The organism is Streptococcus parasanguinis (genome assembly GCF_001073155.1).
GTDB lineage: Bacteria > Bacillota > Bacilli > Lactobacillales > Streptococcaceae > Streptococcus > Streptococcus parasanguinis_D.
Genome location: NZ_JVEE01000013.1, coordinates 19,213 through 44,806, shown reverse-complemented (window position 1 = coordinate 44,806; position 25,594 = coordinate 19,213). Strand labels below are relative to the sequence as shown.

The following is a 25,594-nucleotide window of genomic DNA, read 5'->3' as shown; positions in this document are numbered from 1 at the left end:
CGGAGGTGGGACGACGAAATCGAATTCTAACGAATTACCGATTTCTGTCCCACTCTCTTTTTTCGGGCCTCTTCTTGGGAAAAATGAAAGGGATTTCTTTTTTCCACTGAAATTCAGAAAAATCGTCTAGAAATCAAAAAAGCGCTTTTCAAGCACCTATTTTTTTTGTATAATAGAGTCAGATAGTTATATATAAAAAAAGAAGTGAACCACATGATTACATTATTTTTATCACCGAGTTGTACATCATGTCGAAAAGCTCGGGCTTGGTTAAAAAAGCACGATGTTCCATTTAAAGAACACAATATTATGACAAGTCCTTTGAGCAAACAGGAGTTGACAAGTATATTGGCCTTGACCGAAAACGGAACAGACGACATTATTTCAACTCGTTCAAAAATTTTTCAAAAATTGGATGTTGATGTTGAAGATTTATCTATCTCAGCCTTGATCCGTCTGATTGAGGAAAATCCTAGTCTCTTGCGGAGACCGATTATTTTAGATAACAAACGCATGCAGATTGGCTTTAACGAAGATGAAATTCGGGCCTTCTTACCACGGAGTTATCGCAAACAAGAGTTACGCTCTGCCACTCTAAGAGCAGAAATAAACTAAGAAGTATGTCGAATGCAAAAAAATTATAGTTACCCACTGGACTTATCGTGGAGCACTGAAGAGCTTGCTTCAGTGCTTTCTTTTTTCAATAAAGTTGAAGAAGCCTATGAAAGTAAGGTAGAGGCCAAAGAATACATGGAAGCCTACCGCGCTTTTAAGAAGGTCGTACCTAGTATCGGAGAAGAAAAGCGTCTTGGACGGGAGTTCGAAGAAGTGAGCGGTTATTCTCTCTATCGTGCGACCCAGGCTGCAAAGCAAAAAGAGGAAGGATGGTTTTCTCTTGAAGAATAAATTAGAGTTTGCCAAACAAATCGTTTTAGAGGCTGGAGACTACTTGCGTCTTCATCTCCATGATGACTTGATGATCTCAAAAAAGACGGGGCCGACAGATTTAGTAACCCAGATGGACCAACAGGTTCAAAAGGATTTGGTTGAAAAAATTACACATCGCTACCTAGAAGATCGGATTTTTGCGGAAGAAGATGGCCTTCGCTCGCCGATTTCAGAAGGTTCCGTTTGGGTGATTGATCCTATTGATGGGACCAATAATTTTGTGACCCAAAAGGAAGATTTTGCGGTGATGGTGGCCTATTTTGAAGACGGAATTGGTCAGTTTGGCCTGATCTACGATGTGATGCGGGATCACCTTTTTTACGGGGGTGGAGAATTCCCTGTTTATCGAAATGAGGTTGAACTAACCCCCTTTGTGGACCAACCTCTAGAAAACTTTTTGATTGCTTCAAATGTCGGCATGCTTGAGAAAAATGACTGGGGCATGGCCGATCTTGGCATGGATTCTCTTGGAATTCGGGTTTACGGAAGTGCAGGTATTAGTTTTTCAAAAATTCTCTCAGGTGGGATTCTAGCTTATTTTAGCTACATCTGGCCCTGGGATTATGCCGCAGCAGCGATCATGGGCGAACAGTTGGGCTATACCGTTTTAAATCTAAATGGAGATAAACCTAATTACCAGTCAGTGGAACCCATTATGATGGTTCCAAAAGTGAAGTTAACAGAAATTCAAACCTATCTTAAGAAAGGGAGAAGTTAAATGAATTTTCCCAATGGTTTTAAAGAAAAATACCAGCATCTTCTAGGTGAGGATGCTGCTGCTTTTTTTGCGACCTTTGAACAAGAAGCAGTATCGGCCTTTCGGACTAATCCTTTGAAAGAAGCTCAAAAAGCATTTGATGATCCGATTCCCAATACCCCTTGGGGCCATTATGGAAAGGTCTCAGGAAAATCCATTGAGCACGCAACAGGCTTGGTCTATTCGCAAGAACCAGCAGCTCAGATGGTGGCTCAAGTTGCCCAGCCGAAGCCAGGGATGAAGGTCTTAGATTTGGCGGCAGCTCCTGGTGGCAAGACCACCCAGCTCTTGTCTTATTTGGATAATCAGGGACTCTTGGTCTCCAATGAAATCCACAAGGGGCGCTCGAAAATTCTTGTAGAGAATGTCGAACGTTTCGGTGCCCAAAATGTATTGGTAACCAATGAGTCAGCCGATCGCCTGGCAAAAGTTTTCTCAGGCTTTTTTGATCTGATTGTATTAGATGCTCCTTGTTCGGGTGAGGGGATGTTTCGTAAGCAACCAGATGCCATGGACTATTGGTCTGTCGAATATCCTCGAGAGTGTAGTCTTCTTCAAAGAGAAATTCTGGAGGATGCCCTCAAGATGTTGGTCCAAGGTGGTTCCTTGGTTTATTCAACCTGTACCTGGGCTCCAGAGGAAAATGAAGAAATTGTATCCTGGCTTTTGGAAAACTATGATCTGGAGCTGGAAACGATCGAGAAGATCAATGGTATGGCAGAAGGCATTGACTATCCAGAAACCGCGCGTATGTATCCTCATCGCTTTAAAGGGGAGGGCCAATTTGTCGCTAAGTTTCGTTATCTAGGAGAGAATCGGCCTGCTAAAATCCCTTCCAAAAAGGACCAATTATCTGCTGAACAAAAGAAATGGTGGCAGGAATTTGCTAAGAAACATTTGAAGATTACTCTAGAAGGGGTTCTTGAAACCTTTGGTGACGAGCTGTATTTGGTTCCACTTGGTTTACCTGATTTGCGAAAAGTAAAAATTGCCCGAAATGGCTTGCACCTAGGAACCTTCAAGAAAAATCGATTTGAACCTAGTTTTGCCCTTGGTCTAGCTCTGAAACCGAGTGAAGTCAAAGAGACCGTTTCGATCACGCCTGAGGACTTTGTTCATTATGTGGCGGGAGAGACAGTTCAATTGAAGGAAACGCATCCAAATGGATGGTACCAGGTTCTTGTAGAAGGCAATGGTTTGGGCTTTGCCAAAGTGACCGGGCAAACCCTGAAAAATTTCTATCCAAAGGGGCTTCGTTTTAGGTAAAATGCTGGGCAAAGAACCCGTTCTATGATATAGTGGAAGTACAGTTTTTTTTGAAAAAACTTGTCAAAATCATAAGTGAAATAGTGAAATATCAAGGAGACATGATTTGAAAAAGTCTAAAAAGCTGATCTTAGGACTAGCGACGATCGCATTAGCAGGAAGTTTATCTGCTTGTGCTTCTTGGATCAATCGCGGAGAATCCATCACTGCTGTTGGATCCACTGCCTTGCAACCCTTGGTTGAAGGAGTGGTAGATCGCTACATTGAAGAACATCTTGGTAAGATTGTGAATGTACAAGGAGGAGGTTCTGGTACAGGACTTTCACAAGTTCAATCAGGTGCTGTGGACATCGGAAATAGTGACCTGTTTGCAGAGGAAAAGTCTGGGATCGATGCCTCTAGTCTGGTCGATCATCAGGTAGCCGTAGCAGGGACAGCCATCATTGCCAATAAAAATATCTCGATTGACAATCTGACAACGGAGCAATTGCGAAAGATCTTTACAGGTGAATATACCAACTGGAAGCAGTTGGGTGGTCCAGATCTTGAGATCACGATTGTGAACCGTGCCGTAGGTTCTGGTAGCCGTGCTGTCTTTGATGCCATTATCATGGATGGCAAACAACCCAAGCAGGCCCAAGAGCAAGACTCTAATGGAATGGTGAAAAACATCGTTTCTCAAACTCCAGGAGCCATCTCTTATCTAGCCTTTACCTACTTGGATAGCAGTGTCAAAACCATGAAGCTCAATGGTTATCAACCAACCAAAGCCAATGTCGTCAACAATAACTGGCCCATCTGGTCTTACGAACATATGTATACCAAGGGAAAACCCAATGAGTTGTCTAAAAAATTCATTGACTACATGATGACGGATGAGGTTCAGCAAAAAGTTGTTGGCAAGATGGGCTATATCCCCATCAATGATATGAAAGTCACCCGTGATTTAAAAGGGAATGTGACAAAAAAATAAAAGAATTAGGTAAAAAATGAACGAAGTAGCAAAAAAAATGCTGACGAAATCAAAAAACTCCCGCCTAGAAAAATTTGGGAAGACCATTACCTTTCTATGTATGAGTTTGATTGTTGTCGTCGTTGCCATGATTTTAATTTTTGTGGCCCAAAAAGGTTTATCGACTTTCTTTGTTAATAAAGTCAATATCTTTAGTTTTCTATTTGGGAGCTCTTGGAATCCTGCTGCAAAGGAATTTGGAGCACTACCCATGATTCTTGGTTCCTTTATTGTAACCTTGCTTTCTGCCCTCTTGGCAACGCCGTTTGCCATTGGTGCGGCTGTTTTCATGACAGAAGTCTCCCCCAAAGGAGCTCGTTTCTTGCAACCAGCGATTGAGCTTTTGGTGGGGATTCCTTCCGTTGTTTATGGATTCATTGGTCTTCAAGTGGTCGTACCATTTACGCGTAGTCTCTTTGGAGGGACTGGTTTTGGGATCCTCTCAGGGGTCTTTGTCCTCTTTGTTATGATCCTACCAACTGTTACCTTTATGACGACCGATAGCCTCCGAGCTGTACCCCGTCATTACCGGGAAGCTAGTATGGCCATGGGAGCGACCCGCTGGCAAACCATTTGGCATGTCACGCTCAAGGCAGCCCGCTCTGGAATCTTTACAGCGGTTGTCTTTGGTATGGCGCGTGCCTTCGGGGAAGCTTTAGCCATCCAGATGGTGGTCGGAAACTCTGCTGTCGTGCCAACTTCACTCACGACACCAGCTTCCACCCTCACCTCTATTTTGACCATGGGAATCGGAAATACCGTCATGGGTACGGTCAATAACAATGTTCTTTGGTCACTCGCCTTGGTATTGCTCCTCATGAGTCTTGCCTTTAACAGTGTGATTAAACTGATTACGAAAGAAAGAGGTAAGAAGAACTATGCACGCTAAACGAATGGATAAAATTGCAACAGGATTACTGTATGCTATTTCAGGGATCATCGTTGCGATTCTTGCCTCATTGATCCTGTATATCTTGGTCCGTGGCTTGCCCCATGTATCCTGGCACTTCTTGACTGGGAAATCCTCTTCTTATCAAGCAGGAGGAGGGATCGGAATTCAATTGTATAATTCCTTTTTCCTCTTAGTCATTACCTTGGTGATTTCCTTCCCACTTTCTCTTGGGGCTGGGATTTACCTTTCTGAGTACGCTAAAAAAGGGCGCTTGACCAATTTGGTTCGTACCTGTATTGAGATCTTGTCTTCCTTGCCATCTGTCGTTGTAGGTCTCTTTGGTTACTTGGTCTTTGTTGTCCAGTTCAAATATGGATTTTCGATCATTTCAGGGGCTTTGGCCTTGACCGTCTTTAATCTGCCCCAGATGACCCGCAATATCGAAGATAGCTTGCAGCACGTCCATCATACGCAGCGCGAAGCAGGTTTAGCACTGGGCTTATCTCGTTGGGAAACCGTGATTCATGTCGTGGTACCGGAGGCTCTTCCAAGCATTATTACTGGGGTCGTATTGGCATCAGGACGGATCTTCGGGGAAGCCGCTGCCTTGATCTATACAGCAGGTCAATCGGCTCCAGCTCTTGATTGGTCTAACTGGAACATCTTTAGTGTGACGAGTCCGATTTCGATCTTCCGTCAGGCTGAAACCTTGGCCGTCCATATCTGGAAGGTCAACAGTGAAGGAACCATTCCAGACTCGATCGAAGTCTCAGCTGGTTCTGCCGCTGTTCTTTTGATCTTTATCTTGATCTTTAACTTTGGAGCCCGCAAACTCGGAAGTTACCTCCATAAAAAACTAACATCTGCTTAAAGGAGAAGAAATGTCAAAATACAATTGGGATGAGAGACACATCATTACTTTTCCTGAAGAAAAGGTGGTCCTATCGACTAAAGATTTGCATGTCTATTATGGAACGAACGAGTCCATTAAAGGCGTCGACATGCAGTTTGAAAAGAATAAGATTACAGCCTTGATCGGTCCTTCAGGATCTGGGAAATCAACCTACCTTCGTAGTTTGAACCGGATGAATGATACCATCGATATTGCGCGTGTTACGGGTGAAATTTGGTATGAAGGAATCGATGTTAACCGTCCAGATATCAATGTCTATGAAATGCGCAAGCACATCGGGATGGTTTTCCAACGGCCCAATCCTTTTGCCAAATCGATTTACAAAAATATCACCTTCCCGCATGAACGTGCTGGTGTGAAAGACAAGAAAGTCTTGGACGAATTGGTCGAAACTTCTTTGAAACAGGCAGCTCTATGGGATCAGGTAAAGGATGATCTTCACAAATCAGCCCTGACACTTTCAGGCGGTCAACAGCAACGACTTTGTATCGCACGGGCCATCTCTGTGAAGCCAGATATCTTGCTTATGGACGAGCCAGCCTCAGCGCTTGATCCGATCGCGACAGCGCAATTAGAAGAAACCATGCTTGAGTTGAAGAAGGATTACACCATTGTCATTGTGACCCACAGCATGCAACAAGCAGCCCGTGCTAGTGATTATACCGGTTTCTTTTATCTGGGAAACCTCATCGAGTACGATAAGACTTCGAATATTTTCCAAAATGCAAAATTGCAATCGACCAACGATTATGTATCGGGTCACTTTGGATAAAGTAAAATGACAACAAAAAGGAAAATAGAATGACAGAACCAATTTTACAAGTCAAGGACTTGTCGGTTTATTACAATAAAAAGAAGGCTTTGAATAGTGTCTCTTTGGACTTTGCTCCTAAGGAGATCACAGCCTTGATTGGTCCTTCAGGATCAGGGAAATCTACCCTTTTAAAAGCCATTAACCGCATGGGGGACCTTAATCATGAGGTCACCACCACAGGGACCGTCCTCTACAACGGTCACAATATCTACGGACCACGGACCGATACGGTCGAATTGCGTAAGGAAATCGGAATGGTCTTCCAACAGCCCAATCCCTTTCCAATGTCCATTTATGATAATGTGACTTATGGCTTGATGATTAATGGTGTCAAGGACAAGGCTGTCTTGGATGAAGCAGTTGAAACCTCTTTGAAACGCGCTTCCATCTGGGATGAAGTCAAGGATCGCCTGCATGATTCAGCTATCGGACTTTCCGGTGGTCAGCAGCAGCGGGTCTGTGTGGCGCGGGTTCTTGCGACTAGTCCAAAGATTATTCTTTTGGATGAACCAACTTCAGCGCTGGACCCGATTTCAGCTGGTAAGATTGAAGAAACCTTATATGGACTAAAAGACCGCTACACCATGCTCTTGGTGACACGCTCCATGCAGCAAGCGAGTCGGATTTCTGATAAAACAGCCTTTTTCTTGGATGGCGATTTGATTGAGTACAATGACACCAATGAAATGTTCTTGAACCCAGCTAAGAAAGAAACAGAAGACTATGTCTCTGGTAAATTTGGATAGGAAGAAAATAAAATGTTACGAGTTCAATTTGAAGAAGATTTAGAGAAGTTGCATAACCAGTTTTATGCAATGGGAAATGAGGTGTTGAGTCAGATCAACCGTACGGTCCGCGCTTTCGTGACCCATGACCGTGAATTGGCCCGCCAAGTTATCGAAGATGATGCGGAGATCAACGACTACGAAGTGAAATTAGAGCGTAAATCCTTTGAGATTATTGCCCTTCAACAGCCCGTTTCACAAGACCTTCGTATCGTGATGACTGTCTTAAAAGCGGTCTCTGACTTAGAGCGGATGGGTGACCACGCAGTATCAATTGCCAAGGCAACGATTCGCATGAAAGGGGAAGTCCGCATCCAATCTGTTGAGGAAGAGATCAGCAAGATGGGCCGTGAAGTCAAAGATTTTGTCGAAGCGACACTAGATGTTTACCTCAAAGGCGATGTGGATTTGGCCTATGAAGTTGCGACACGAGACGAAGTCATCAACCATTACTTCGATAGTATCCAAGAATTAGCAACAGAAGAAATTCGGAAAAATCCTGAGTCCATCGTGACCGGACGGGATTATTTCCAAGTGATCAACTTCTTGGAACGTATCGGAGATTATGCAAAAAATATCTGTGAGTGGGTGGTTTACTTCGAAACAGGTAAAATTATCGAAATGTAAGATCATGGAGTCTTTTCGATCACAGACAGGCATTGTCATGCTTGTCTTTTCTTTTATCTTAACTTTGTGATAAAATAGTTTTATTAGGGCTTTTCATTGGAAAAGCGTAAAACATTTAAAGGAGGAAATTATGCAAGCAGTTGCACATTTTGTAGAAACATTCGTTCCAGAACATTACGAAGTGTTTTTGGATTTAAGTCGTAAAACCAAGACCTTTAGCGGTCGTGTGGTGATCACGGGTCAAGCCAAGGCGGACAAGATCTCGCTTCACCAAAAGGATTTGACCATCGAAACAGTAGAAGTAGCAGGTCAAGCCCGCCCATTTACGGTTGATGATGCTAATGAAGCGGTTTATGTTGAATTGGAAGGCACAGGTCAAGTAACGATTACCTTGACCTATTCTGGTAAGATCACAGACAATATGACAGGAATTTATCCTTCTTACTACACAGTAGATGGTGTGAAGAAGGAAGTAATCTCTACTCAGTTTGAGAGCCATTTTGCGCGTGAAGCCTTCCCAAGTGTGGATGAGCCAGAAGCCAAAGCAACATTTGATCTTTCTTTGAAATTTGACCAAGAAGAAGGTGAAATTGCCCTCTCAAATATGCCTGAAATTGATGTGGAAAACCGCAAAGAAACAGGTATTTGGAAGTTTGATACGACTCCACGTATGTCTTCTTATCTCTTGGCTTTTGCGGCTGGAGACCTTCAAGGAGTGACAGCTAAGACCAAGAATGGAACCCTAGTCGGTGTCTACTCTACCAAAGCTCACCCATTAGAAAATTTGGACTTCTCATTGAATATTGCCGTTCGTGCTATTGATTTTTATGAAGACTACTATGGCGTCAAGTATCCAATCCCTCAATCCCTTCATATCGCCCTTCCAGACTTCTCTTCAGGAGCGATGGAAAACTGGGGCTTGGTAACCTACCGTGAAGTCTACCTTCTAGTAGATGAAAACTCTACGGCCCAAAGCCGTCAAACAGTAGCCTTGGTGGTGGCTCACGAATTGGCTCACCAATGGTTCGGAAACCTCGTGACCATGAAATGGTGGGATGATCTCTGGTTGAATGAAAGCTTTGCCAATATGATGGAATATGTCAGCTTGGATGCCATTGAACCAAGCTGGAATATCTTTGAAGACTTCCAAACAACTGGAGTGCCTGCTGCCTTGAAACGCGATGCTACAGATGGCGTTCAATCCGTCCATGTGGAAGTCAAACACCCAGACGAGATCAACACTCTCTTTGACCCAGCAATCGTTTACGCTAAGGGTAGCCGTCTCATGCACATGCTTCGCCGTTGGTTAGGCGATGACGCCTTCCGTAAAGGGTTGAAGATCTACTTTGAAAAACACCAATACAGCAATACTATCGGTCGTGACCTTTGGGATGCTCTTGGGCAAGCTTCAGGCCGTGATGTCGCAGCCTTTATGGATTCTTGGTTGGAGCAACCAGGATACCCTGTTGTTTCAGCTTCTGTGGAAAACGATACCTTGATCATCCGTCAAGAGCAGTTCTTTATCGGAGAAAGAGAAGAAAAAGGCCGCAAGTGGGTTGTTCCATTGAATAGCAACTGGACAGGTATTCCAGATACTTTGGAAACAGAAGTCTTAGAAATTCCAAACTATAGTGCCTTGAAAGCAGCTAATACCGGAGCTCTTCGCTTCAATACAGAAAATACGGCTCATTATATCAGTGACTACCGTGGGGAATTGTTGGAAGACATTCTTGCTGACCTTACTAGCTTGGATAGCACTTCAAAATTACAAGTGGTTCAAGAACGTCGTCTTTTAGCTGAAAGTGGTCAAATTTCTTATGCAAGCCTCTTGCCAGTGATTGAACACTTGACAGAAGAAAGTTCCTACTTGGTTGTTTCAGCTGTTTCGAGCGTCTTAGCTGGAATCAGTCTCTTTGTGGATGAAGGAACTGAAACAGAAGCGGCCTTACATGAGTTGTTGAAACGCCTGAACCGTTACAACTTTGAACGCTTGGGTCTAGAAGCTAAGCCTGGTGAAACAGAAGAAGACGAAAAAGTTCGTCAACTAATGATTGCTAATATGATCAAGGCCAATGATGAAGCTGCAAAAGCTCAAGCGAGCGCTATCTTTGAAGCGCATGCAGATGATTTGGAAAAACTTCCAGCGGCCATCCGCTTGCAAATCTTGGTCAACCAAATCAAGCACCAGGAAACCAAGGAGCTTAGCCAACAATACCTGGATACTTATGTTAAGACAGTTGATGGAAACTTTAAACGCCAGTTGGCGGCTGCACTTTCTTATACCAAGGATAAGGAAACTTTGGAAGCTCTATTGAAGGAGTGGAAGAACAAGGATGTGGTGAAACCTCAGGACTTGGCTATGAGCTGGTATTACAACTTCTTGCATGATGACTTTACCCAAGGTAGAACCTGGACTTGGGCACGTGAAAACTGGGATTGGATCAAGAAAGCCCTCGGTGGTGATATGAGCTTTGATAAGTTTGTCATCTACCCAGCTAACTGTTTCAAGACCCGTGAACGGTTGAATGAATACAAGGCCTTCTTTGAGCCTCAATTGGATGATATGGCGATCAGCCGTAATATCAAGATGGGAATTAAAGAAATTGCAGCTCGTATTGATCTTATCGAGCGGGAGAAAGCAGCAGTAGAAGCCGCTATCCTTGCGACAAAATAGATTGAAAAAAGATGCTACAGAATTCATTCTGTAGCATCTTAGAATGTAGACAACGTCATCTTTGAAACTTTCCTTAGGTGAGCACGGACGTCAGCGAACTTCTTTGAAGTTCCATGACTTAGTTTTGAGCCCCTTCACTTTTCAATTTTTGGGCTCAGGCTAAAACAGTTCCCCGAACTGTTTTACTCTCAAAACTCCCGAGTGCCTGAAACAATTGTGTTTCAGGCACTTTTCTCACGGCGGAAAGTTTCAGTGTATATTTGATTGAGACTTAAAAAATATATTATTTTAATTTTTGGGGCATCATTTAGGTTGGTTAATGATAGTTTAACTACATCCTAATGGAGTGGGAAAGAAGTCCTCTCTTTTCAATTTTTCCACCCCCGCATAGATACAACAGTCTGGGAGAGTGTTGGAGGTTGCAGATAAAGGAAATAATGTTTGCGTCACCTCAAAGCAGTGCTATGAGCAATCAACCAATGTGTCAAACTGTTATTTCTATCTAACATCAAAGGCTGGACAGATTTTGTCCCAGCCTCTTTTTTATAAATGACCTGAATAAGACCTCAAAGGAGAAGGATCATTAGTTTATTGGACTTGGTAAGAGAATCTCCGTTCGATAGTGGCCATTTTCTTTGAATCGCTTGATAGTTCCTTGGTATTCTTGTACTAGGGCATCAACGTTTCGCAAGCCCCAACCATCTCTTTGACGTGTTTTACGAGTCTCTTGTTCCTGTTCATTAAAGGTATTGTTGATCGAAATAAATAGATTTTGTTGAAAATAACGTATATTCAGAGACAATGTTCTCTCTGATTTATCAGTCAATCGAAGACAGGCTGAAATACTATTATCCAAACAATTTCCTAAAATAACAGCTAGCACATCTGGCTGAATTGATAGTTCTTGTGGGATAAAGCAGTTAATTTCTAATGCAATTTCATCTTCCACATCGTGCAGTTTTTGATTCAGTAAATAATTAACCGTTGGATTTTTGGAGTAAAAGGTTTGTTTTCCTGAAATACTATCGGTTAACGATTGAAGGTACTCTCTAGCATCATCAGGATTTTCTTCTAGAAGTGCCAACAGGGTTAAATGTTTATTTTTTAAATCATGCCGAAGACTTTGCAATCGTTGGTATTCTTCTTGAGACTGTTGTGTTTCTCTTAATTGGAATTGAAGTTGTTCTTTATCTAATTTATTTTGATAATAAGCGTGCTGTTGTTGAGAAAGATGTAAGGTAAAATACAGCGAGGAAAACGACAATACAATAAGAGACAAGAGTGAAATGACAGAAAGATAATCTGGTCCAAATACTTGCCCTTGAATAGCAGATACAGTAAAGGCAAAAATAATCGATAAAATCGGCACGATAAATTGATAAAGCCAATTTCTTCTAGATGTTGCCATGCTTAACTTTTGATGTGTTCGAAATAGCTGTCGAAGAACAAGAGTGATCACAGTTGAAAAAAGAAAACTGATGGCAAGGTAACCACTAATCAGTTCTAAATTTTTCGATACTTTTGACAGTGGAAGAAATAGTTGGATAGCTTGATTGAGGACAGCTCCGGCTAATAATGTCAGGCTTGTTTGTAAGAATATCCAAAAGGAAGAATCACGAAAGGAGTAGCCAAAATAGAGTCCTACAAGAGAGGATTCTACAATACTCAGGAAGAGATTGCTAACTAAAAAAACGCGACTTTCTAAAAATAGAAACACAAGAGCCACATGAAAAAGAAAGCAACAACAAAGGACTAGAAGTATCTCTTTTGAATGTTTACTTTTGGATATTGGCCTATAAAATAAAACACTTGCCAGAAATAAGTCAAACAAGATACTAATAATCCGAAATCCTATTAGCATTAGAAATTCCTTTCACTGAGATAGTTATAGTATTTTTCTTTAAAAGAAGACTGGAACTTACGACTAATTGGAAGTGAATGCTCCTCGGTTCCATTGAGCAAAATAGTTACTGTTTTCGCATCAAAATCTTTGATATATTTGGGATTTACAATATAAGAAGCATGAATTTGAATAAAATAATCAGGTAGTTTATCTAAAATTTCTTGAGTTTTCAGTAAGGACTTATAGGTATCTGCTAGTGTGTAAATAAAAACGGAACGCTTATCTTTCTCAAAATAGGTAATGTCACTTAAAGGAATAGAGTAACTTTGTTTTCCAAATGAGAAGTTAAAGATGGTTTGTCCTAAATCTAAATAACGCAAGATCCTATCTAATACCTTATTTAACCTTTGGGGTTCAATGGGTTTTACTAAGTAATCAAAAGTCTGTACTTCAAATACTTGTTCCATGTAATCACGATAGCTGGTCACAAAAATAATGGGGATAAAAGGATTGAACTGACGAATTTCACGTGCAAGGTCAATTCCAGTAATTTGTGGCATATCAATATCCAAAAAAACACAATGTGTATCCCTTGTTAACTGTTCTAGCATTTTTTGTGGATTTGTATATAGTTTTGTTTCTACAGGAACCTTGTCGTAAGAAAGTAAATACTGTTCTAACTGACTAGCATCTCTAGTTGAGTCATCACAAATAACGACGTTTAACATAAGTCCCCCTTATCAAATTGAGTTGGCTAATTATGACACTAAAATGGTAAATCATGACGTAAACCATGGAAAGTCATATGTTTATTATACAATAATCTTATCAAAAATGAAGGAAGCTGGGAAAATCTTCTCAGTTTTGAGTGATGAGATGAAGACATTCGCGACACTGACTATTAGTGATTTGACAAAATCATTCGATAAGCAACATTTTGCTAATAACCATATTTCCTTAGAAATAGAAGCTGCTAAAATTACAGCCTTTTTAGGACACAATGGTGCTGGTAAGTCCACCCTCTTAAATCAAATGATTGGTTTTACCAAACCTGATAAAGGAGATGTATGCTATGGAGATATTTCTTTTGTACAGAATCGTAAACAAGCTCGCTCAATGATGAGCTATATGTCTCAACAGTATGCACCACTTGAAAAATTAACGGTGGAACAAAACTTAGAAATGCTTGGAAGAATGAGAGGGTTAAACACCATAGATTTACAAAAAGAAATGAATCAGCTCTTAACCGAGTTGGAAATTGAGGACTATCGGGCAAAACAAGGAAAGGATCTCTCAGGCGGTTTAAAGCGTCTAACTTCTTTTGCAATGGCTTTAATCGGATCTCCGACCATTATTCTTCTTGATGAGCCGACGAACGATGTCGATCCAATACGTCGTGAAAAACAGTGGCAATTATTACAGAAGCTAGCGCATAAAGGTCATACCATTATTATTGTGACACATAACTTGTTGGAAGTTGAAAAATATGCTGACAACTATGCCTTATTTAACCATGGGAAGTTAATCAAATCAGGACCAGTTCAGCAAATAACCTATCAAAAACAGTATCAAATATCTTTTGAGTTTAGGAATGAAGATAGCTTAGCTCTATTTCAAGATTATAGCATCATCAATGGTTCGATTTGCCAGATTGAAATAGAAGAGGAGGAATTAACAAGACTGCTACCAAAACTAACACAGGAATTGGATAGAAAGAATATTTTTAATCTGTCACTTACTCAGAAAAACGTATCCATTTCAGATCTTTATAGAGAGGAGTTGACAAACTGATATGACTCAATTTTTTTACTTACTTCGTTGGAACTATCTTCGTCAAAAAGATCTATTTCTACTCTTTACGCTAGCTCAGGTTCTGTTATCCATTTCACTTCTTTTTGGTTATCCACTAGTGATCGGTGAGATTGATACGACAGCTGCCTACTATCTCTCTTCTGGTTCAGTTCTGATAGGAGTTATTTCTATTGGCTGTACGATCTCATCCCCTGTTATAGCAAATGCGAAGTCAGAAGGACATGTAGACTACGTACGAGCCCTTCCAATACCACGAATTCTGATTTCCTTAGCAGATCTTTGGATGTGGATGATTGCTATTTTACCTGGAGTGTTCATTTCTGTTATACTGGGCTATTTTCGTTTTTCTGTCCGCCTAAATGTATCTGTTCTGGCTGTTTTTATCCTATTTCTGATCTGTCTTACAATGATCAGTCTTGGATTCGCCATTGCTTATACTTTTTCCCCCAATATTGTAACGTTAATGTCTCAGTTAATTCTTATGATTGGTTTGATGTTTTCTCCAATCATGTACCCAGCAAGTCGTCTTCCAGATTGGATAAATCATCTCTATCATGTTCTTCCATTTGTCCCTTCTGTCAACCTCCTACGAGCTTGTGTCTATAGTCATGGTCCCGTCTCATTTTTTGACTTCACTATTCTGATCATCTGGATTTTGCTAACACAGTTACTGATCTTGAGAGTTCTTTATAAGGAAAAATAAAGGAAGGAGGATCTATGTTTTTCATCATTAAAACAGAGTTCTCTATAAAAGGAGTTCAATTGAAGAGATTTATAAATGTATCCCTATAACAAAAATCAACATCTGCGTTCAGATGTTGATTTTTTTAATATATCCTCTAAGCCCTTTGTATCTTATTTGAAATACCAGTGGTGTTTGAGGCTGGCAAAAATCGCCTTACTGGTGATCGTGATGATGATCAGTTTGATGAGGTCGGCAAGGATAAAGGGAGCAACGACCAAAGCAAATGCTTTTTGGAGATCGGTATGCGTGACCAACATAAAGCCGATAGCTCCTGACACAAAAAGGAGAGCACTACTGAGGAGATTGGCCAAAAAGATAGTGACAAGGCTGGATTTAGCATTGGTAAATAGAGACGTGATCCATGCTCGGAATGGGAAGAAAAGGAGGAAACCAGCAGTAGGACCAAGGAAATGCGAAGCACCACCAGCACCGCCGGCAAATACTGGAAAACCTAAGAAGCCTAACAGTAAATAAAGGCAGACTGTGACAAAGGCATGGCTGGGTTTATAGATGGTCCCGATGATCCCGATCATGAGTGTCTGTAGGGTCAAAGGAATAGGCCCAAAGGGAACGGTGAATTGAGATAGGACGGAGATCATGGCTACTCCAATGGAGATGAGAACTAAGGGAAAGATTTTTTTCATAACAGTTAACCTCGTATTTATTTTATGGTAACTATTCTACAATAAGGGGCTCAACCTGTCAATAGTGCAGGCTTGTTTTAGGATTTTTTAAGTAAAAATTTAGGCAGGCTTAAGACTCCTAAAGTATAATCGCCTTACTAAAGGATCGAGCTCCCTTTAAATTTTAAAAGACAAGTACTTGTACAAAAAGATAAAAGGTAAAAAGATGAATCAAAAAGAAACAAAACAAGTAGTCGAAACGCAAGAATCCAAAGAAAAAATGGTTGTCCTCAAACGAAGCCCTAGGTGGTGGATTGGTATGGCAGCAGTTGGTGGATTGTTGGTTGGTGCTGGAAGTGGCTTTGGGGTCGGTGTCATCGCCTCTCAATCTTCCAATAACCAACAATTTTCTCAACCGGTTCAAACGGGTCAGAACCAAGTATCCAATCAGCAACAAAATAGTCAAAATGGCCATGCTACACAAGGAAACCAGCAAACTGGTGGCCCACAGGACGGTGGTCCTCAAGGTGGCCCGCAAGGAGGTGGACCTGGTCAAATGCCACAGGAAGGCAATGTTGACCCTCAAGGGAATGGTCCAGAAAATGGCATGAACCAATCTGGCGGACAAGAAGAAGGGCACCAGAATTCCTCTAACAAGTCCAACAAAAAGAAATCGAAGAATAAAAACAAGACGAGTGATAGTCAAAATAACAAAGAAAACACGACAAACTCATAAAACAAACCTTCCTCTGATAGACTGAATTTGATCATCAAACCAGGTTCTAAACTATAGGAAATGAAGGCAAGTCGTGTTATAATGGTTAAGAATAGATTAGAAAGACTCGCTCATGAAAGAGAAGAGGATACGACGATGATTAAAATTCTATTGGTTGAAGATGACCTTGGTTTATCAAATTCAGTATTTGATTTTTTAGATGATTTTGCGGACGTTATGCAGGTCTTTGACGGAGAAGAAGGTCTTTACGAAGCAGAAAGCGGGATCTATGATTTGATTCTGCTGGATCTCATGCTTCCTGAAAAAGACGGATTCCATGTTTTGAAAGAATTGCGTGAAAAAGGCGTGACAACACCTGTTTTAATCATGACAGCCAAAGAAAGTCTGGATGACAAAGGGCACGGCTTTGAGCTAGGTGCAGACGATTATCTGACCAAGCCTTTCTATCTTGAAGAGCTTAAGATGCGGATTCAAGCTCTCTTGAAGCGGTCAGGTAAGGTCAATGAAAACACCCTCAATTATGGCAATTTGAAGGTCAACTTATCTACCAATTCGACTTACGTGGACGATAAGGAAGTAGAACTTCTTGGGAAGGAATTTGATCTCTTGGTCTACTTCCTTCAAAACCAAAATGTCATCCTTCCAAAAACACAGATCTTCGATCGTCTCTGGGGCTTTGACAGTGACACAACTATCTCAGTGGTTGAAGTCTATGTTTCAAAAATCCGTAAGAAATTAAAAGGTACTGATTTTGTTGAGAGCTTGCAAACATTACGCAGTGTGGGGTATATCTTAAAAGATGCTAACAAGGATTAAGAAAACAGTCGGAGAAGATGACTTTTCTTACTTCATCCGATATTTTGGTCTCTTCACCTTGATATTCTCAGCCATGACCTTAATTATTATTCAGGTCATGCGCTCGAGTCTCTATACAACCGTCGATGAGAACCTCAAGACCTTGAGTCAGGATCCTTATTCCATTATAGCTATTGCCAACCGGGATCAGAAACAGTCTAATTCCAAAGAGGGTGATGAGCATGAGATGATGATGCCTAATCCTGATAAATCGGAACCAAAAGGAGACGTTACTTCCAATACCACTGTTGTTCTACTGAACAAAAAATATCAAAACTTAACAACGGGAAATGGGTTTTTAAACTTCAAAACTGTAACTTTTGGTCGTAAATTGCTTAACAAGGTTTCCCAACTCCAAATTACAAATAGTTACGGGAAAAAAGAAAGTTACCGGGCTTACATGACGGATTTGGGCTTGTCTGATGACGGAGATAGCGACGTCAAGTATGCGGTTGTCATGACCAATATCAGTCAGCTAGAACAGACCAGTGAGGAGCACGAGAGTCAGATCGCACTCGTCATGATTTGCTTCTGGGGAATTTCCTTATTCGCTAGTCTCTTCCTAGCACGTCTCAGTGTTAAGCCCCTACTTGAGAGTATGCAAAAGCAAAAGGCATTCGTGGAAAATGCTTCACATGAGTTACGGACGCCTCTAGCAGTCCTTCAAAATCGCCTCGAAACGCTTTTTAGAAAGCCTGAAGCGACCATTATGGAGTCAAGCGAGAGCATTGCATCTAGCTTGGATGAAGTTCGAAATATGAAGCTCCTGACCACCAACCTTCTCAATATCGCCCGAAGAGATGATGGCTTGAAGCCAGAGATGGAAGAGATCGAACCAAGCTTTTTTGATCAGACCTTCTCCAATTTTGAGATCATTGCGGAAGAAAATGGCAAACTCTTCCAAGGAGACAATCAGGTGGACAAAGTCATTTGTTCTGATAGAACGCTCCTCAAGCAATTGATGACCATTCTCTATGACAATGCCTTGAAGTACACCGATGAAGATGGCGAGATCCAATTTGAAGTCCAGTTGAAGGACAAAAATCTACTTCTGAGGGTGCTGGATAATGGTCCAGGTGTTCGAGATGAGGACAAGAAACGGATCTTTGATCGTTTTTACCGGGTCGACAAGGCCAGAACCCGTCAGAAAGGTGGTTTTGGTTTGGGGTTGTCCCTCGCTAAGCAGATTGTAGAAGCCTTTAAAGGGACCATTCAAGTCAAAGATAATAAACCAAAAGGGACCATCTTTGAAGTGAAATTATCCATTAAGACGGAAAGTCGTAAAAAAAATCGTTCATAATCTTTTAAAAATAGAAAAGAGGAAAACCTATGAGTTCAAAAATGTTGCACACTTGCCTTCGTGTGGAAAACTTAGAAAAGTCAATCGCTTTTTACCAAGATGCTTTTGGTTTTGAAGAAAAACGTCGGAAAGATTTTCCAGACTACAAGTTCACGATTGTTTATTTGGCCTTGCCTGGAGATGACTATGAGTTGGAATTGACTTACAATTATGATCATGGTCCATATGTCATCGGAGATGGCTATGCTCACGTTGCTTTGAGTACTCCTGATCTAGAAGGTTTGAATGCTGAACACAAGGCTAAAGGCTATGAAGTGACGGAACCAAAAGGTCTTCCAGGAACGCAACCGAATTACTATTTCGTTGTAGATCCGGATGGATATAAAGTAGAAGTCATTCGCGAAAAATAAGAGGGATTAAAAATAAGGGCCGCTGTCGGCGACGTCAGTCGCCCTCTTTTTTATGAAACCATTTACAAAAAAGGAATGTTTTTTCGAGAGAAATTTGCTATAATAAAGTTATGAGTTTCAAACACACGAAAACTATCTTATTAATCATTACAAATCTCCTTTTATTGAGCCTTTTGTATATTAGCTATCAAAAGATTCAAAAGCTTCGTGAACAAAAAGCCTATCAGGATCAGTTTGCCAAGGTCATCCAACTAGAGAAAAACTCTGAAAAAGGAAAAGATGTTCAAGTTCAGGAAGGGATCTTAGGAACTTCTTATGTGACAGCTTATTATCCTACTAAGGATGGACAAGTTGTTGAGATTATTAAAGAGAAGATCCAAGAAGACCTTAAGCGTCTAGGATCGGATGAGAAAACCAAAGAGCCTAAGCACCTGACCTTCTATCATAGTGAAGAAGCAGAAGGGCCTTTTGTTGGCTATCACCCTATCCAGATTAAACGGGCTGAATACCAATACAAAAAAGGGAAATTCATCAAAGATGAGACGGTGAAGTTGCCCCTCTTTTACTTGGATGATGAGAGTAACCCTCTGACTCTGAGCCAGGTCTTTGCGGATCCAGATGGAGCCAAACAGATCTTTTTGGAGGAATTGCGAGGGAATCTAGACTTTCGTCAGCTGGATGAGGAGAGCATTGATCAAATGGTTGCCCACTTCTCAGAGTTGGATTTGAGCCAATGGGAATTCCAATATGAAAAAGGAAATTTCACCATTCCATTTCCAACCAAGGTTAAGGGAGATGATACCTTCACTGTTCCCTTGTCTAAATTCTATGACGTGATTGATACAGATCGCTTGCTTCCTGATGATCTCGAAACGTACCAATCCTATATAGAAGAACGCCACCGTAAGATGATTGCCCTGACCTTTGATGATGGACCAGATCCCAAGACGACACCTCAGGCGCTTTCTATCTTAAAGAAATACAATGCCAAAGCTACCTTCTTTATGGTCGGAAAAAATGTCAGTGCGAATCCGGATATTGCTAAGCAAGTCCGCAAAGAAGGTCATCAAATCGGGAACCATACCTGGGATCACCCTCAATTGCCAAAATTGAGCTTGGATAATGCCAAAAAAGAGATCTTGGATACCCAAGAAGCTATTCAAAAAGCGACAGGTGTGCAGACTAAGATTACCCGCCCTCCGTATGGGGCGATCAATAACGCTATCCAATACGGTGTCGACCAATCCTTCATCATGTGGGATGTAGATAGCCTAGATTGGAAGACGCATAATACGACGGCCATTCTCAATGAAGTGAAAAAAGAAGTCAAACCGGGTTCGATTATCCTCATGCATGATATCCATCAAACCACGATTGACGCTCTACCGACCGTCCTTGACTACCTCAAATCACAAGGCTATACCTTTGTAACGGTGGATGAATTGTTGGATTATCAACTTGAAAGTCATCGCATTTATTACAATGGAAATTAACATAAAAATCCTCTGCAGTTCATTCACTAGCAGAGGATTTTCTTATTCGTTTAAAAAGAGTTCGGAATTTTTTAAAATCAGTTCACGTACAGAAACATATTTTTTTAAGGATTTGAGTTCTTCTGGGTGGGTGATAAAGGTGATTACATAGCCCTCACGCCCCATTCGTCCTGTACGACCGGCGCGGTGGGTATAGGTCTCCACATCACGAGGAATATCGTAGTTAATCACACACTCAAGATGTTCAATATCGATTCCACGAGCGACCAAATCGGTAGCCAGCAATAGGGTTAGCTGATGGTCTTTGAAGCGCTCCAAAATGACTTTGCGGTATTTTACATTGACATCGCTTGCGAGCGATACGGCCTCAACACCACGGTATTGTAGTTTTTCTTCAGCACTACCCAGATCAGATAGGCTGTTGAAAAAAGCCAGACCACGAAAATCTTCGACGTAGGCGAGTTTGCGGAGTAATTCGACCTTGTCCCGCTTATCCACTTGCATATAAAAATGCTGGATATTGTCCAAAGAAACTCCATCAACCGAAATGCGAAGAGTATTTTCTTCTAGCTGGTCTGGATCGACCTTGGCTGTGGCGCTCATATAGATATATTGGTGGTTACGGGGAGCATAGTGGCTGATCTTGTCGACGAAGTGGTACTGAGAATCGCTCAGTAATTGGTCGAATTCATCTAAAATGATGGTTTCTACATTCATCATTTTGATCTTTTTCAGCTTGATCAGTTCAAATATCCGACCAGGCGTCCCAACCAGGATTTCGGGTCCTTTTTTGAGGCGTTCGATTTGCCGTTTTTGACTAGATCCTGAAAGGAAGAGTTGTGTCTGGAGACCGAGAGGCTCTGCCCATTGTTTGGTGACATCAAAAATTTGTCCTGCTAACTCTGTATTAGGAGCCAAAATCAAGAGTTGTTGGGCCTTCTTCGGTTTGAGTTTGAGCAAGCACGGAAAGAGGTAGGCGAGTGTCTTACCCGTTCCAGTAGGACTGATCCCGAGGACATTTTCTCCTTCATAGATAGGGGAGAAGATCTGTTCCTGAATTTCAGTGAATGCATCAAATCCGAGTGTTTCTAACTGGTCTTTCCAGCTTTGTGGAAATTTTTCTTTCATTCTTTTTCATCCTTAAATTGTATTCCAGCGCTTTGACGCATCTGGTAGAGGGTTTCATGGACCTGCTCAGCTGTTTGTAACCACTCAAGATAAGCAGACGGCTTTTGATGAGCGATGGCAAGGGCAAAGGCTTCCGCCTCTTCTTGCATTTGGTGTGGGCAGGGCTGGATCGGAAGGTCGATGACCTCACCAGAATGACTGACGAAGCGGGCCTGGTTGATGGCTGCTACAGCATTGAGAGTCAGCGTTCCATTCTTGGTGTAGATTTCAGCAGGTAGATGGCTGGTGATATTTTTCCCTGCCTGAATAGCAACCTGAAAATCTGGATAAATCAAGACACCTTGACCATAGAGATCAACCGAATTGGGTAATTGCTGAGCGGTATAGTTGCTGGAGATCGGTTTTCCAAAGAAGCCAATCGCCAAGTAGAGGCAGTAGACTCCCAGATCCATCAAAGCTCCACCTGCATAGACATCTGAGAAAATATTGGGCATCTCACCTGCAAGAAGGGCTGGCAATTTGGAAGAATATTTGGCAAAGGTGAAGTTGGCGCCCAGTATTTCCTGATTAGAGAGGAAGTCTTTAATTACTTGAAAGGCTGCTTCTTGGTAATTTCTGGCAGCTTCAAAGAGATAGACCTGGTGCTCCTTAGCGAGCTTGACCAGTTCCTTCCATTCAGAAGGCTTGGTCACAGCCGGTTTTTCAATGATGACATGCTTCTTGGCCAGAATAGCAAGCTTGGCCTGAGCGAAATGAAGAGAATTGGGGCTAGCAATGTAAATCACATCTAGCTCACTGTCTAAGAAGTCGATGAAATCCGTGTAGCAAGAGATCGCCCCATAAGGCTCACAAAACTCTTGAGCCGTCTTCATCTTTCTCGAATACACAGCCTGCAAGTGATAGTGGCCTGTCTGATGAGCAGCTGTAATAAATTCATGTGAAATCCAACTCGTACCAATAATTCCCAGCTTTAACATAAGGTGTCCTTCCGTCATCGATTCACTCTATTATACCATGAAAAGGGGGAGGGGTGAAAAATACTAGGGTTTATGAGAGTTTTTTGTTACAATAGAAGGTGAAGAAATCAAGGAGTAAGAGATGACCATATCAGTTGTAGTCCCATGTTTTAACGAAGAAGAATCGATTCCATTATTTTATAGAGAGATGGAACGAGTTAGGATGGAGATGGGAGAAAAGTTTGAATATATTTTTATAAATGATGGCTCCTCAGATGGTACGCTATCCGTTCTTCGAAAGCTACATGTTACGGATTCAAATGCGCATTACCTTTCTTTTTCTCGAAATTTCGGAAAAGAAGCAGCACTCTATGCTGGACTTGAGCGTGCTTCAGGAGATTATGTTACCGTTATGGATGTGGATCTGCAAGATCCTCCTGAACTATTAATCGAAATGAAGGAGAAGTTAGATCAGCAGCCAAATCTAGATTGTGTCGGAACCCGACGCGTAACTCGTGATGGGGAACCACTAATTCGTTCTTTCTTTGCACGAATGTTTTATAAATTGATTAATCATATCAGCCAAGTGGAAATGGTTGACGGTGCGCGTGATTTCCGTTTGATGTGCCGTCCCATGGTCGATGCGATTCTAGAGTTATCAGAATACAATCGCTTTTCAAAAGGAATTTTTGCCTGGGTAGGATTTGAAACAGAATACCTAGAATACAAAAATGTTGAGCGCGTGGCAGGAGAGACGTCTTGGAATTTTTGGTCCCTCTTCAAATACTCGATTGAAGGGATTGTTAACTTCTCAGACGCCCCACTAAACATTGCCTTTATTGGTGGACTGTTATCTTGGATTTTGGCCTTTATAATGGTGATTTTGATTGTGATCCGCACTTTAGTGTTTGGAGATCCAACTTCTGGGTGGCCATCCCTCATGACAGTGATTCTTTTCCTTGGAGGCTTCCAATTACTCACCATTGGAATTTTAGGGAAATATGTTGGTAAGATTTTCATGGAAACTAAGAAACGGCCAGTTTATGTTGTGAAAGAGAAAAGTGATGATTAGGATACTTAAAAAAACATTATCTAGTTTCAATGATAAAATTGACGTTTTTTTTGATAAGGTTGCTCATTTACAATTTGTAGAACGATTTCAAGAAAAATTTGAATCAATAAATAATTTCTGTAATTTGATTAGTGATAGAGTTTACTATCTATTTTTAATTACTTACTCAATAGTATTTACGTTTTTATCTTTAAACTTAATAAATTTTCAAAGTCGGACATATGATTATGTTTTTCATTTATCTAGGATTGTTGGACTTTCGGAGTCTATAAGACATCTGGATTTTCTTCCAAATCTGAATTATATATACGCCTATGGGACAGGCTATGCCTCACCTATGTTTTATGGAAATTGGCAATTTTATCCATCAGCATTAGTATATATGGTCACAAAAAATGGTAACGTATCTTATTCTATATTTGCCCATTTGATTATACTATCTACACTTATCACTGTTTATTTTGTGGTTGAAAAAATTTCTAAGAATAAAATGTTAGGAATTATAACTGCAATTACAGTACCGTGTTACTATACATTATTTGGGTATGGTATGACAATGGTAGTTCCGTTAGTTCCTCTACTTATTTATTCAATTTATAGAATACTTTTCTTAAACCGAAGAAATCCAATATATTTAGGCATTGTAGTAGCATTATTAATTCAAACTCATATACTTTCCACGATAATATTAGCCATTTTTTCTTTTATCTTTTTATTACTAAATTTCAATATGATAAGCGTGAAAAAGTTAGTTTCATTTATATTATCGGTTTTGATTGCCTTATTTCTATCTGCTGGATACATCTTGCAATACATAGAGCAAGTTTCTTCTCAACATTTTCTCTTTTCTTGGTTAGGAAGAAATTTTCCTGTTAATGTAAATGATACTTTCTCTGTACCTTATCCATTTCAAGGAGACAACTCAGGATTTTATAAGCCATTCACTCCACTAGAATGGCCAATCCATCATTTAATAAGTATAGGATTGCTCATTTCAAGTTTTATAGTCTTTTTACTATATCGACGTATGACTTCCCTTAGTAAGACACTTTTTCTTAGTTGTTGGATATTGTACTTCTCTGCTACTAGTGTTTTACCTTGGAATTCTATGCTGAAACAGACCTTCCTAGGAAGCATGCAATATTCTGGACGATTATTGTTTTTTATACCATTAATATTTATTTTATTTTTAGCTTTTGCAAATGTAAAAGGTTTTCTACCATTTCTTTTATGTATGGCTAGTTTAACTTTTTATTATTACCAAGTTTTACCACAGTACTTTAGTTCATCGAAGACCTATAGTCAAATGCAAAATGAAAATAAACTTAGTGAGGAATTGTTAAAAGCAGTATATATGGGAGACAAGACGAAATTTGTTGATACCAGTGGAGACGAGTATTATAATATAAATGTTGATAATGTGCATGTGCGTGATCCTCAATTTTCAGAATTCTCGGATGATGGAGAACTAACTATTTCTAATATTAAGAAAAGTTATAATCTTTTAGAATTTGATGTAGATTTTAAAAATAATATAAATAGGAGTAGTCTTGTTGTTCCTCTAATATGGTATAAAGGCTACCAAGTAGACTATTCGAGAGGTGCCTCTGGTTCTAAAGCAGTGATGAAAACTCGTCCATTCACCGCTCAAGAAAATCGAGAAAATCAAAAACTGAGGAAACCAAATGAAAATAAAAAAGTTTTAAATGATGGTAAGATTTACATAGAAATAAATAAACCAGGACATATCTCGATTTCTTACCATAAGACTTTCTTGCAATATTTAGGATATTGTATTGAAACATTTTCTTGGTTAATCGTATTCGGTGTCTTTTTAACACGATCTAATAGATGTAAAAAAGTGTTAGAAAATTGATAGTTTTTTTAAAGTTATAAAACAGGCTCTTAATTGAAAATCTAAACATAAGGAGAA

At 40.6% G+C, this 25,594-nt stretch carries 25 protein-coding genes; 20 read left to right on the top strand and 5 right to left on the bottom strand.

Going from position 1 to position 25,594, the window contains the following annotated elements:
* Nucleotides 1–213: 213 nt before the first annotated feature.
* The 11 genes from ADH92_RS00995 (at nucleotide 214) to ADH92_RS00945 (ending at nucleotide 10,688) form a co-directional block, all read left to right on the top strand.
* A complete protein-coding gene (locus tag ADH92_RS00995) occupies nucleotides 214–615 on the top strand; it encodes a Spx/MgsR family RNA polymerase-binding regulatory protein (protein ID WP_021152971.1) in 402 nt (133 codons plus the stop codon).
* A gap of 12 nt (nucleotides 616–627) precedes the next feature.
* On the top strand, nucleotides 628–906 hold the full coding sequence (locus ADH92_RS00990) for a UPF0223 family protein (RefSeq protein WP_003003480.1): 279 nt from the start codon (nucleotides 628–630) through the stop codon (nucleotides 904–906).
* Nucleotides 896–1,666, top strand: coding sequence for an inositol monophosphatase family protein (locus ADH92_RS00985; RefSeq protein WP_049496119.1), 771 nt, complete (start codon nucleotides 896–898; stop codon nucleotides 1,664–1,666). Before ADH92_RS00990 ends, ADH92_RS00985 begins: the two co-directional genes overlap by 11 nt.
* Nucleotides 1,667–2,971 (top strand): RsmF rRNA methyltransferase first C-terminal domain-containing protein, encoded by a 1,305-nt coding sequence (locus ADH92_RS00980; RefSeq protein ID WP_049496115.1) that lies wholly within the window; start codon nucleotides 1,667–1,669, stop codon nucleotides 2,969–2,971.
* Between the two features lie 106 nt (nucleotides 2,972–3,077).
* Complete coding sequence (locus ADH92_RS00975; protein WP_049496111.1) at nucleotides 3,078–3,944, top strand: phosphate ABC transporter substrate-binding protein PstS family protein; 867 nt, start codon at nucleotides 3,078–3,080, stop codon at nucleotides 3,942–3,944.
* A gap of 16 nt (nucleotides 3,945–3,960) precedes the next feature.
* Complete coding sequence (pstC, locus tag ADH92_RS00970; RefSeq protein ID WP_014713132.1) at nucleotides 3,961–4,872, top strand: phosphate ABC transporter permease subunit PstC; 912 nt, start codon at nucleotides 3,961–3,963, stop codon at nucleotides 4,870–4,872.
* Nucleotides 4,862–5,746: a phosphate ABC transporter permease PstA gene (gene pstA / locus ADH92_RS00965; RefSeq protein ID WP_049496106.1), complete on the top strand. Its 885-nt coding sequence runs from the start codon at nucleotides 4,862–4,864 to the stop codon at nucleotides 5,744–5,746. The genes pstC and pstA overlap by 11 nt, the downstream gene beginning before the upstream one ends.
* Before the next feature lie 10 nt (nucleotides 5,747–5,756).
* Entirely contained in the window at nucleotides 5,757–6,560 is an 804-nt protein-coding gene (gene pstB / locus ADH92_RS00960; protein ID WP_049496102.1) for a phosphate ABC transporter ATP-binding protein PstB, read from the top strand.
* A 29-nt stretch (nucleotides 6,561–6,589) separates the two neighbouring features.
* Complete coding sequence (gene pstB, locus ADH92_RS00955) at nucleotides 6,590–7,348, top strand: phosphate ABC transporter ATP-binding protein PstB (protein WP_049496099.1); 759 nt, start codon at nucleotides 6,590–6,592, stop codon at nucleotides 7,346–7,348.
* A 12-nt stretch (nucleotides 7,349–7,360) separates the two neighbouring features.
* Nucleotides 7,361–8,014 (top strand): phosphate signaling complex protein PhoU, encoded by a 654-nt coding sequence (gene phoU, locus ADH92_RS00950; RefSeq protein ID WP_021152974.1) that lies wholly within the window; start codon nucleotides 7,361–7,363, stop codon nucleotides 8,012–8,014.
* A gap of 130 nt (nucleotides 8,015–8,144) precedes the next feature.
* Nucleotides 8,145–10,688, top strand: a complete 2,544-nt coding sequence (locus ADH92_RS00945) for a M1 family metallopeptidase (RefSeq protein WP_049496093.1) — start codon at nucleotides 8,145–8,147, stop codon at nucleotides 10,686–10,688.
* A gap of 583 nt (nucleotides 10,689–11,271) precedes the next feature.
* Here the strand turns inward: ADH92_RS00945 and ADH92_RS00940 are convergent.
* A complete protein-coding gene (locus ADH92_RS00940; RefSeq protein WP_049496090.1) occupies nucleotides 11,272–12,549 on the bottom strand; it encodes a sensor histidine kinase in 1,278 nt (425 codons plus the stop codon).
* Nucleotides 12,549–13,259 carry a LytR/AlgR family response regulator transcription factor gene (locus tag ADH92_RS00935; protein WP_049496088.1) on the bottom strand — a complete coding sequence of 237 codons (711 nt, stop codon included), beginning with the start codon at nucleotides 13,257–13,259 and terminating at the stop codon, nucleotides 12,549–12,551. Before ADH92_RS00935 ends, ADH92_RS00940 begins: the two co-directional genes overlap by 1 nt.
* 106 nt (nucleotides 13,260–13,365) lie before the next feature.
* On the opposite strand from ADH92_RS00935, the gene ADH92_RS00930 reads away from it, so the two are divergent.
* Nucleotides 13,366–14,322, top strand: a complete 957-nt coding sequence (locus ADH92_RS00930) for an ABC transporter ATP-binding protein (protein ID WP_049496130.1) — start codon at nucleotides 13,366–13,368, stop codon at nucleotides 14,320–14,322.
* Nucleotide 14,323: 1 nt separating this feature from the next.
* Entirely contained in the window at nucleotides 14,324–15,046 is a 723-nt protein-coding gene (locus ADH92_RS00925; protein ID WP_049496085.1) for an ABC transporter permease, read from the top strand.
* A 152-nt stretch (nucleotides 15,047–15,198) separates the two neighbouring features.
* Here the strand turns inward: ADH92_RS00925 and ADH92_RS00920 are convergent, their stop codons facing one another.
* Entirely contained in the window at nucleotides 15,199–15,732 is a 534-nt protein-coding gene (locus ADH92_RS00920; protein ID WP_049496082.1) for a biotin transporter BioY, read from the bottom strand.
* A gap of 205 nt (nucleotides 15,733–15,937) precedes the next feature.
* On the opposite strand from ADH92_RS00920, the gene ADH92_RS00915 reads away from it, so the two are divergent.
* The 5 genes from ADH92_RS00915 to ADH92_RS00895 all read left to right on the top strand — a co-directional run bounded on the left by ADH92_RS00915 (nucleotide 15,938) and on the right by ADH92_RS00895 (nucleotide 20,505).
* A complete protein-coding gene (locus ADH92_RS00915) occupies nucleotides 15,938–16,447 on the top strand; it encodes a hypothetical protein (protein WP_049496080.1) in 510 nt (169 codons plus the stop codon).
* A gap of 135 nt (nucleotides 16,448–16,582) precedes the next feature.
* A complete protein-coding gene (locus ADH92_RS00910; protein WP_003003305.1) occupies nucleotides 16,583–17,263 on the top strand; it encodes a response regulator transcription factor in 681 nt (226 codons plus the stop codon).
* On the top strand, nucleotides 17,247–18,602 hold the full coding sequence (locus tag ADH92_RS00905; RefSeq protein WP_049496075.1) for a sensor histidine kinase: 1,356 nt from the start codon (nucleotides 17,247–17,249) through the stop codon (nucleotides 18,600–18,602). The genes ADH92_RS00910 and ADH92_RS00905 overlap by 17 nt, the downstream gene beginning before the upstream one ends.
* Nucleotides 18,603–18,631: 29 nt before the next feature.
* Complete coding sequence (gene gloA / locus ADH92_RS00900) at nucleotides 18,632–19,012, top strand: lactoylglutathione lyase (RefSeq protein ID WP_003006623.1); 381 nt, start codon at nucleotides 18,632–18,634, stop codon at nucleotides 19,010–19,012.
* A 110-nt stretch (nucleotides 19,013–19,122) separates the two neighbouring features.
* Complete coding sequence (locus tag ADH92_RS00895) at nucleotides 19,123–20,505, top strand: polysaccharide deacetylase family protein (RefSeq protein ID WP_049496067.1); 1,383 nt, start codon at nucleotides 19,123–19,125, stop codon at nucleotides 20,503–20,505.
* Between the two features lie 42 nt (nucleotides 20,506–20,547).
* Here the strand turns inward: ADH92_RS00895 and ADH92_RS00890 are convergent, their stop codons facing one another.
* Nucleotides 20,548–21,633, bottom strand: coding sequence for a DEAD/DEAH box helicase (locus ADH92_RS00890; RefSeq protein WP_049496064.1), 1,086 nt, complete (start codon nucleotides 21,631–21,633; stop codon nucleotides 20,548–20,550).
* Nucleotides 21,630–22,610, bottom strand: a complete 981-nt coding sequence (locus tag ADH92_RS00885) for a Gfo/Idh/MocA family protein (protein ID WP_049496127.1) — start codon at nucleotides 22,608–22,610, stop codon at nucleotides 21,630–21,632. The genes ADH92_RS00890 and ADH92_RS00885 overlap by 4 nt, the downstream gene beginning before the upstream one ends.
* Nucleotides 22,611–22,731: 121 nt before the next feature.
* On the opposite strand from ADH92_RS00885, the gene ADH92_RS00880 reads away from it, so the two are divergent.
* Nucleotides 22,732–23,661, top strand: coding sequence for a glycosyltransferase family 2 protein (locus tag ADH92_RS00880; protein WP_049496063.1), 930 nt, complete (start codon nucleotides 22,732–22,734; stop codon nucleotides 23,659–23,661).
* Nucleotides 23,654–25,537: a glycosyltransferase family protein gene (locus tag ADH92_RS00875; protein WP_049496060.1), complete on the top strand. Its 1,884-nt coding sequence runs from the start codon at nucleotides 23,654–23,656 to the stop codon at nucleotides 25,535–25,537. The genes ADH92_RS00880 and ADH92_RS00875 overlap by 8 nt, the downstream gene beginning before the upstream one ends.
* Nucleotides 25,538–25,594 lie beyond the last annotated feature (57 nt).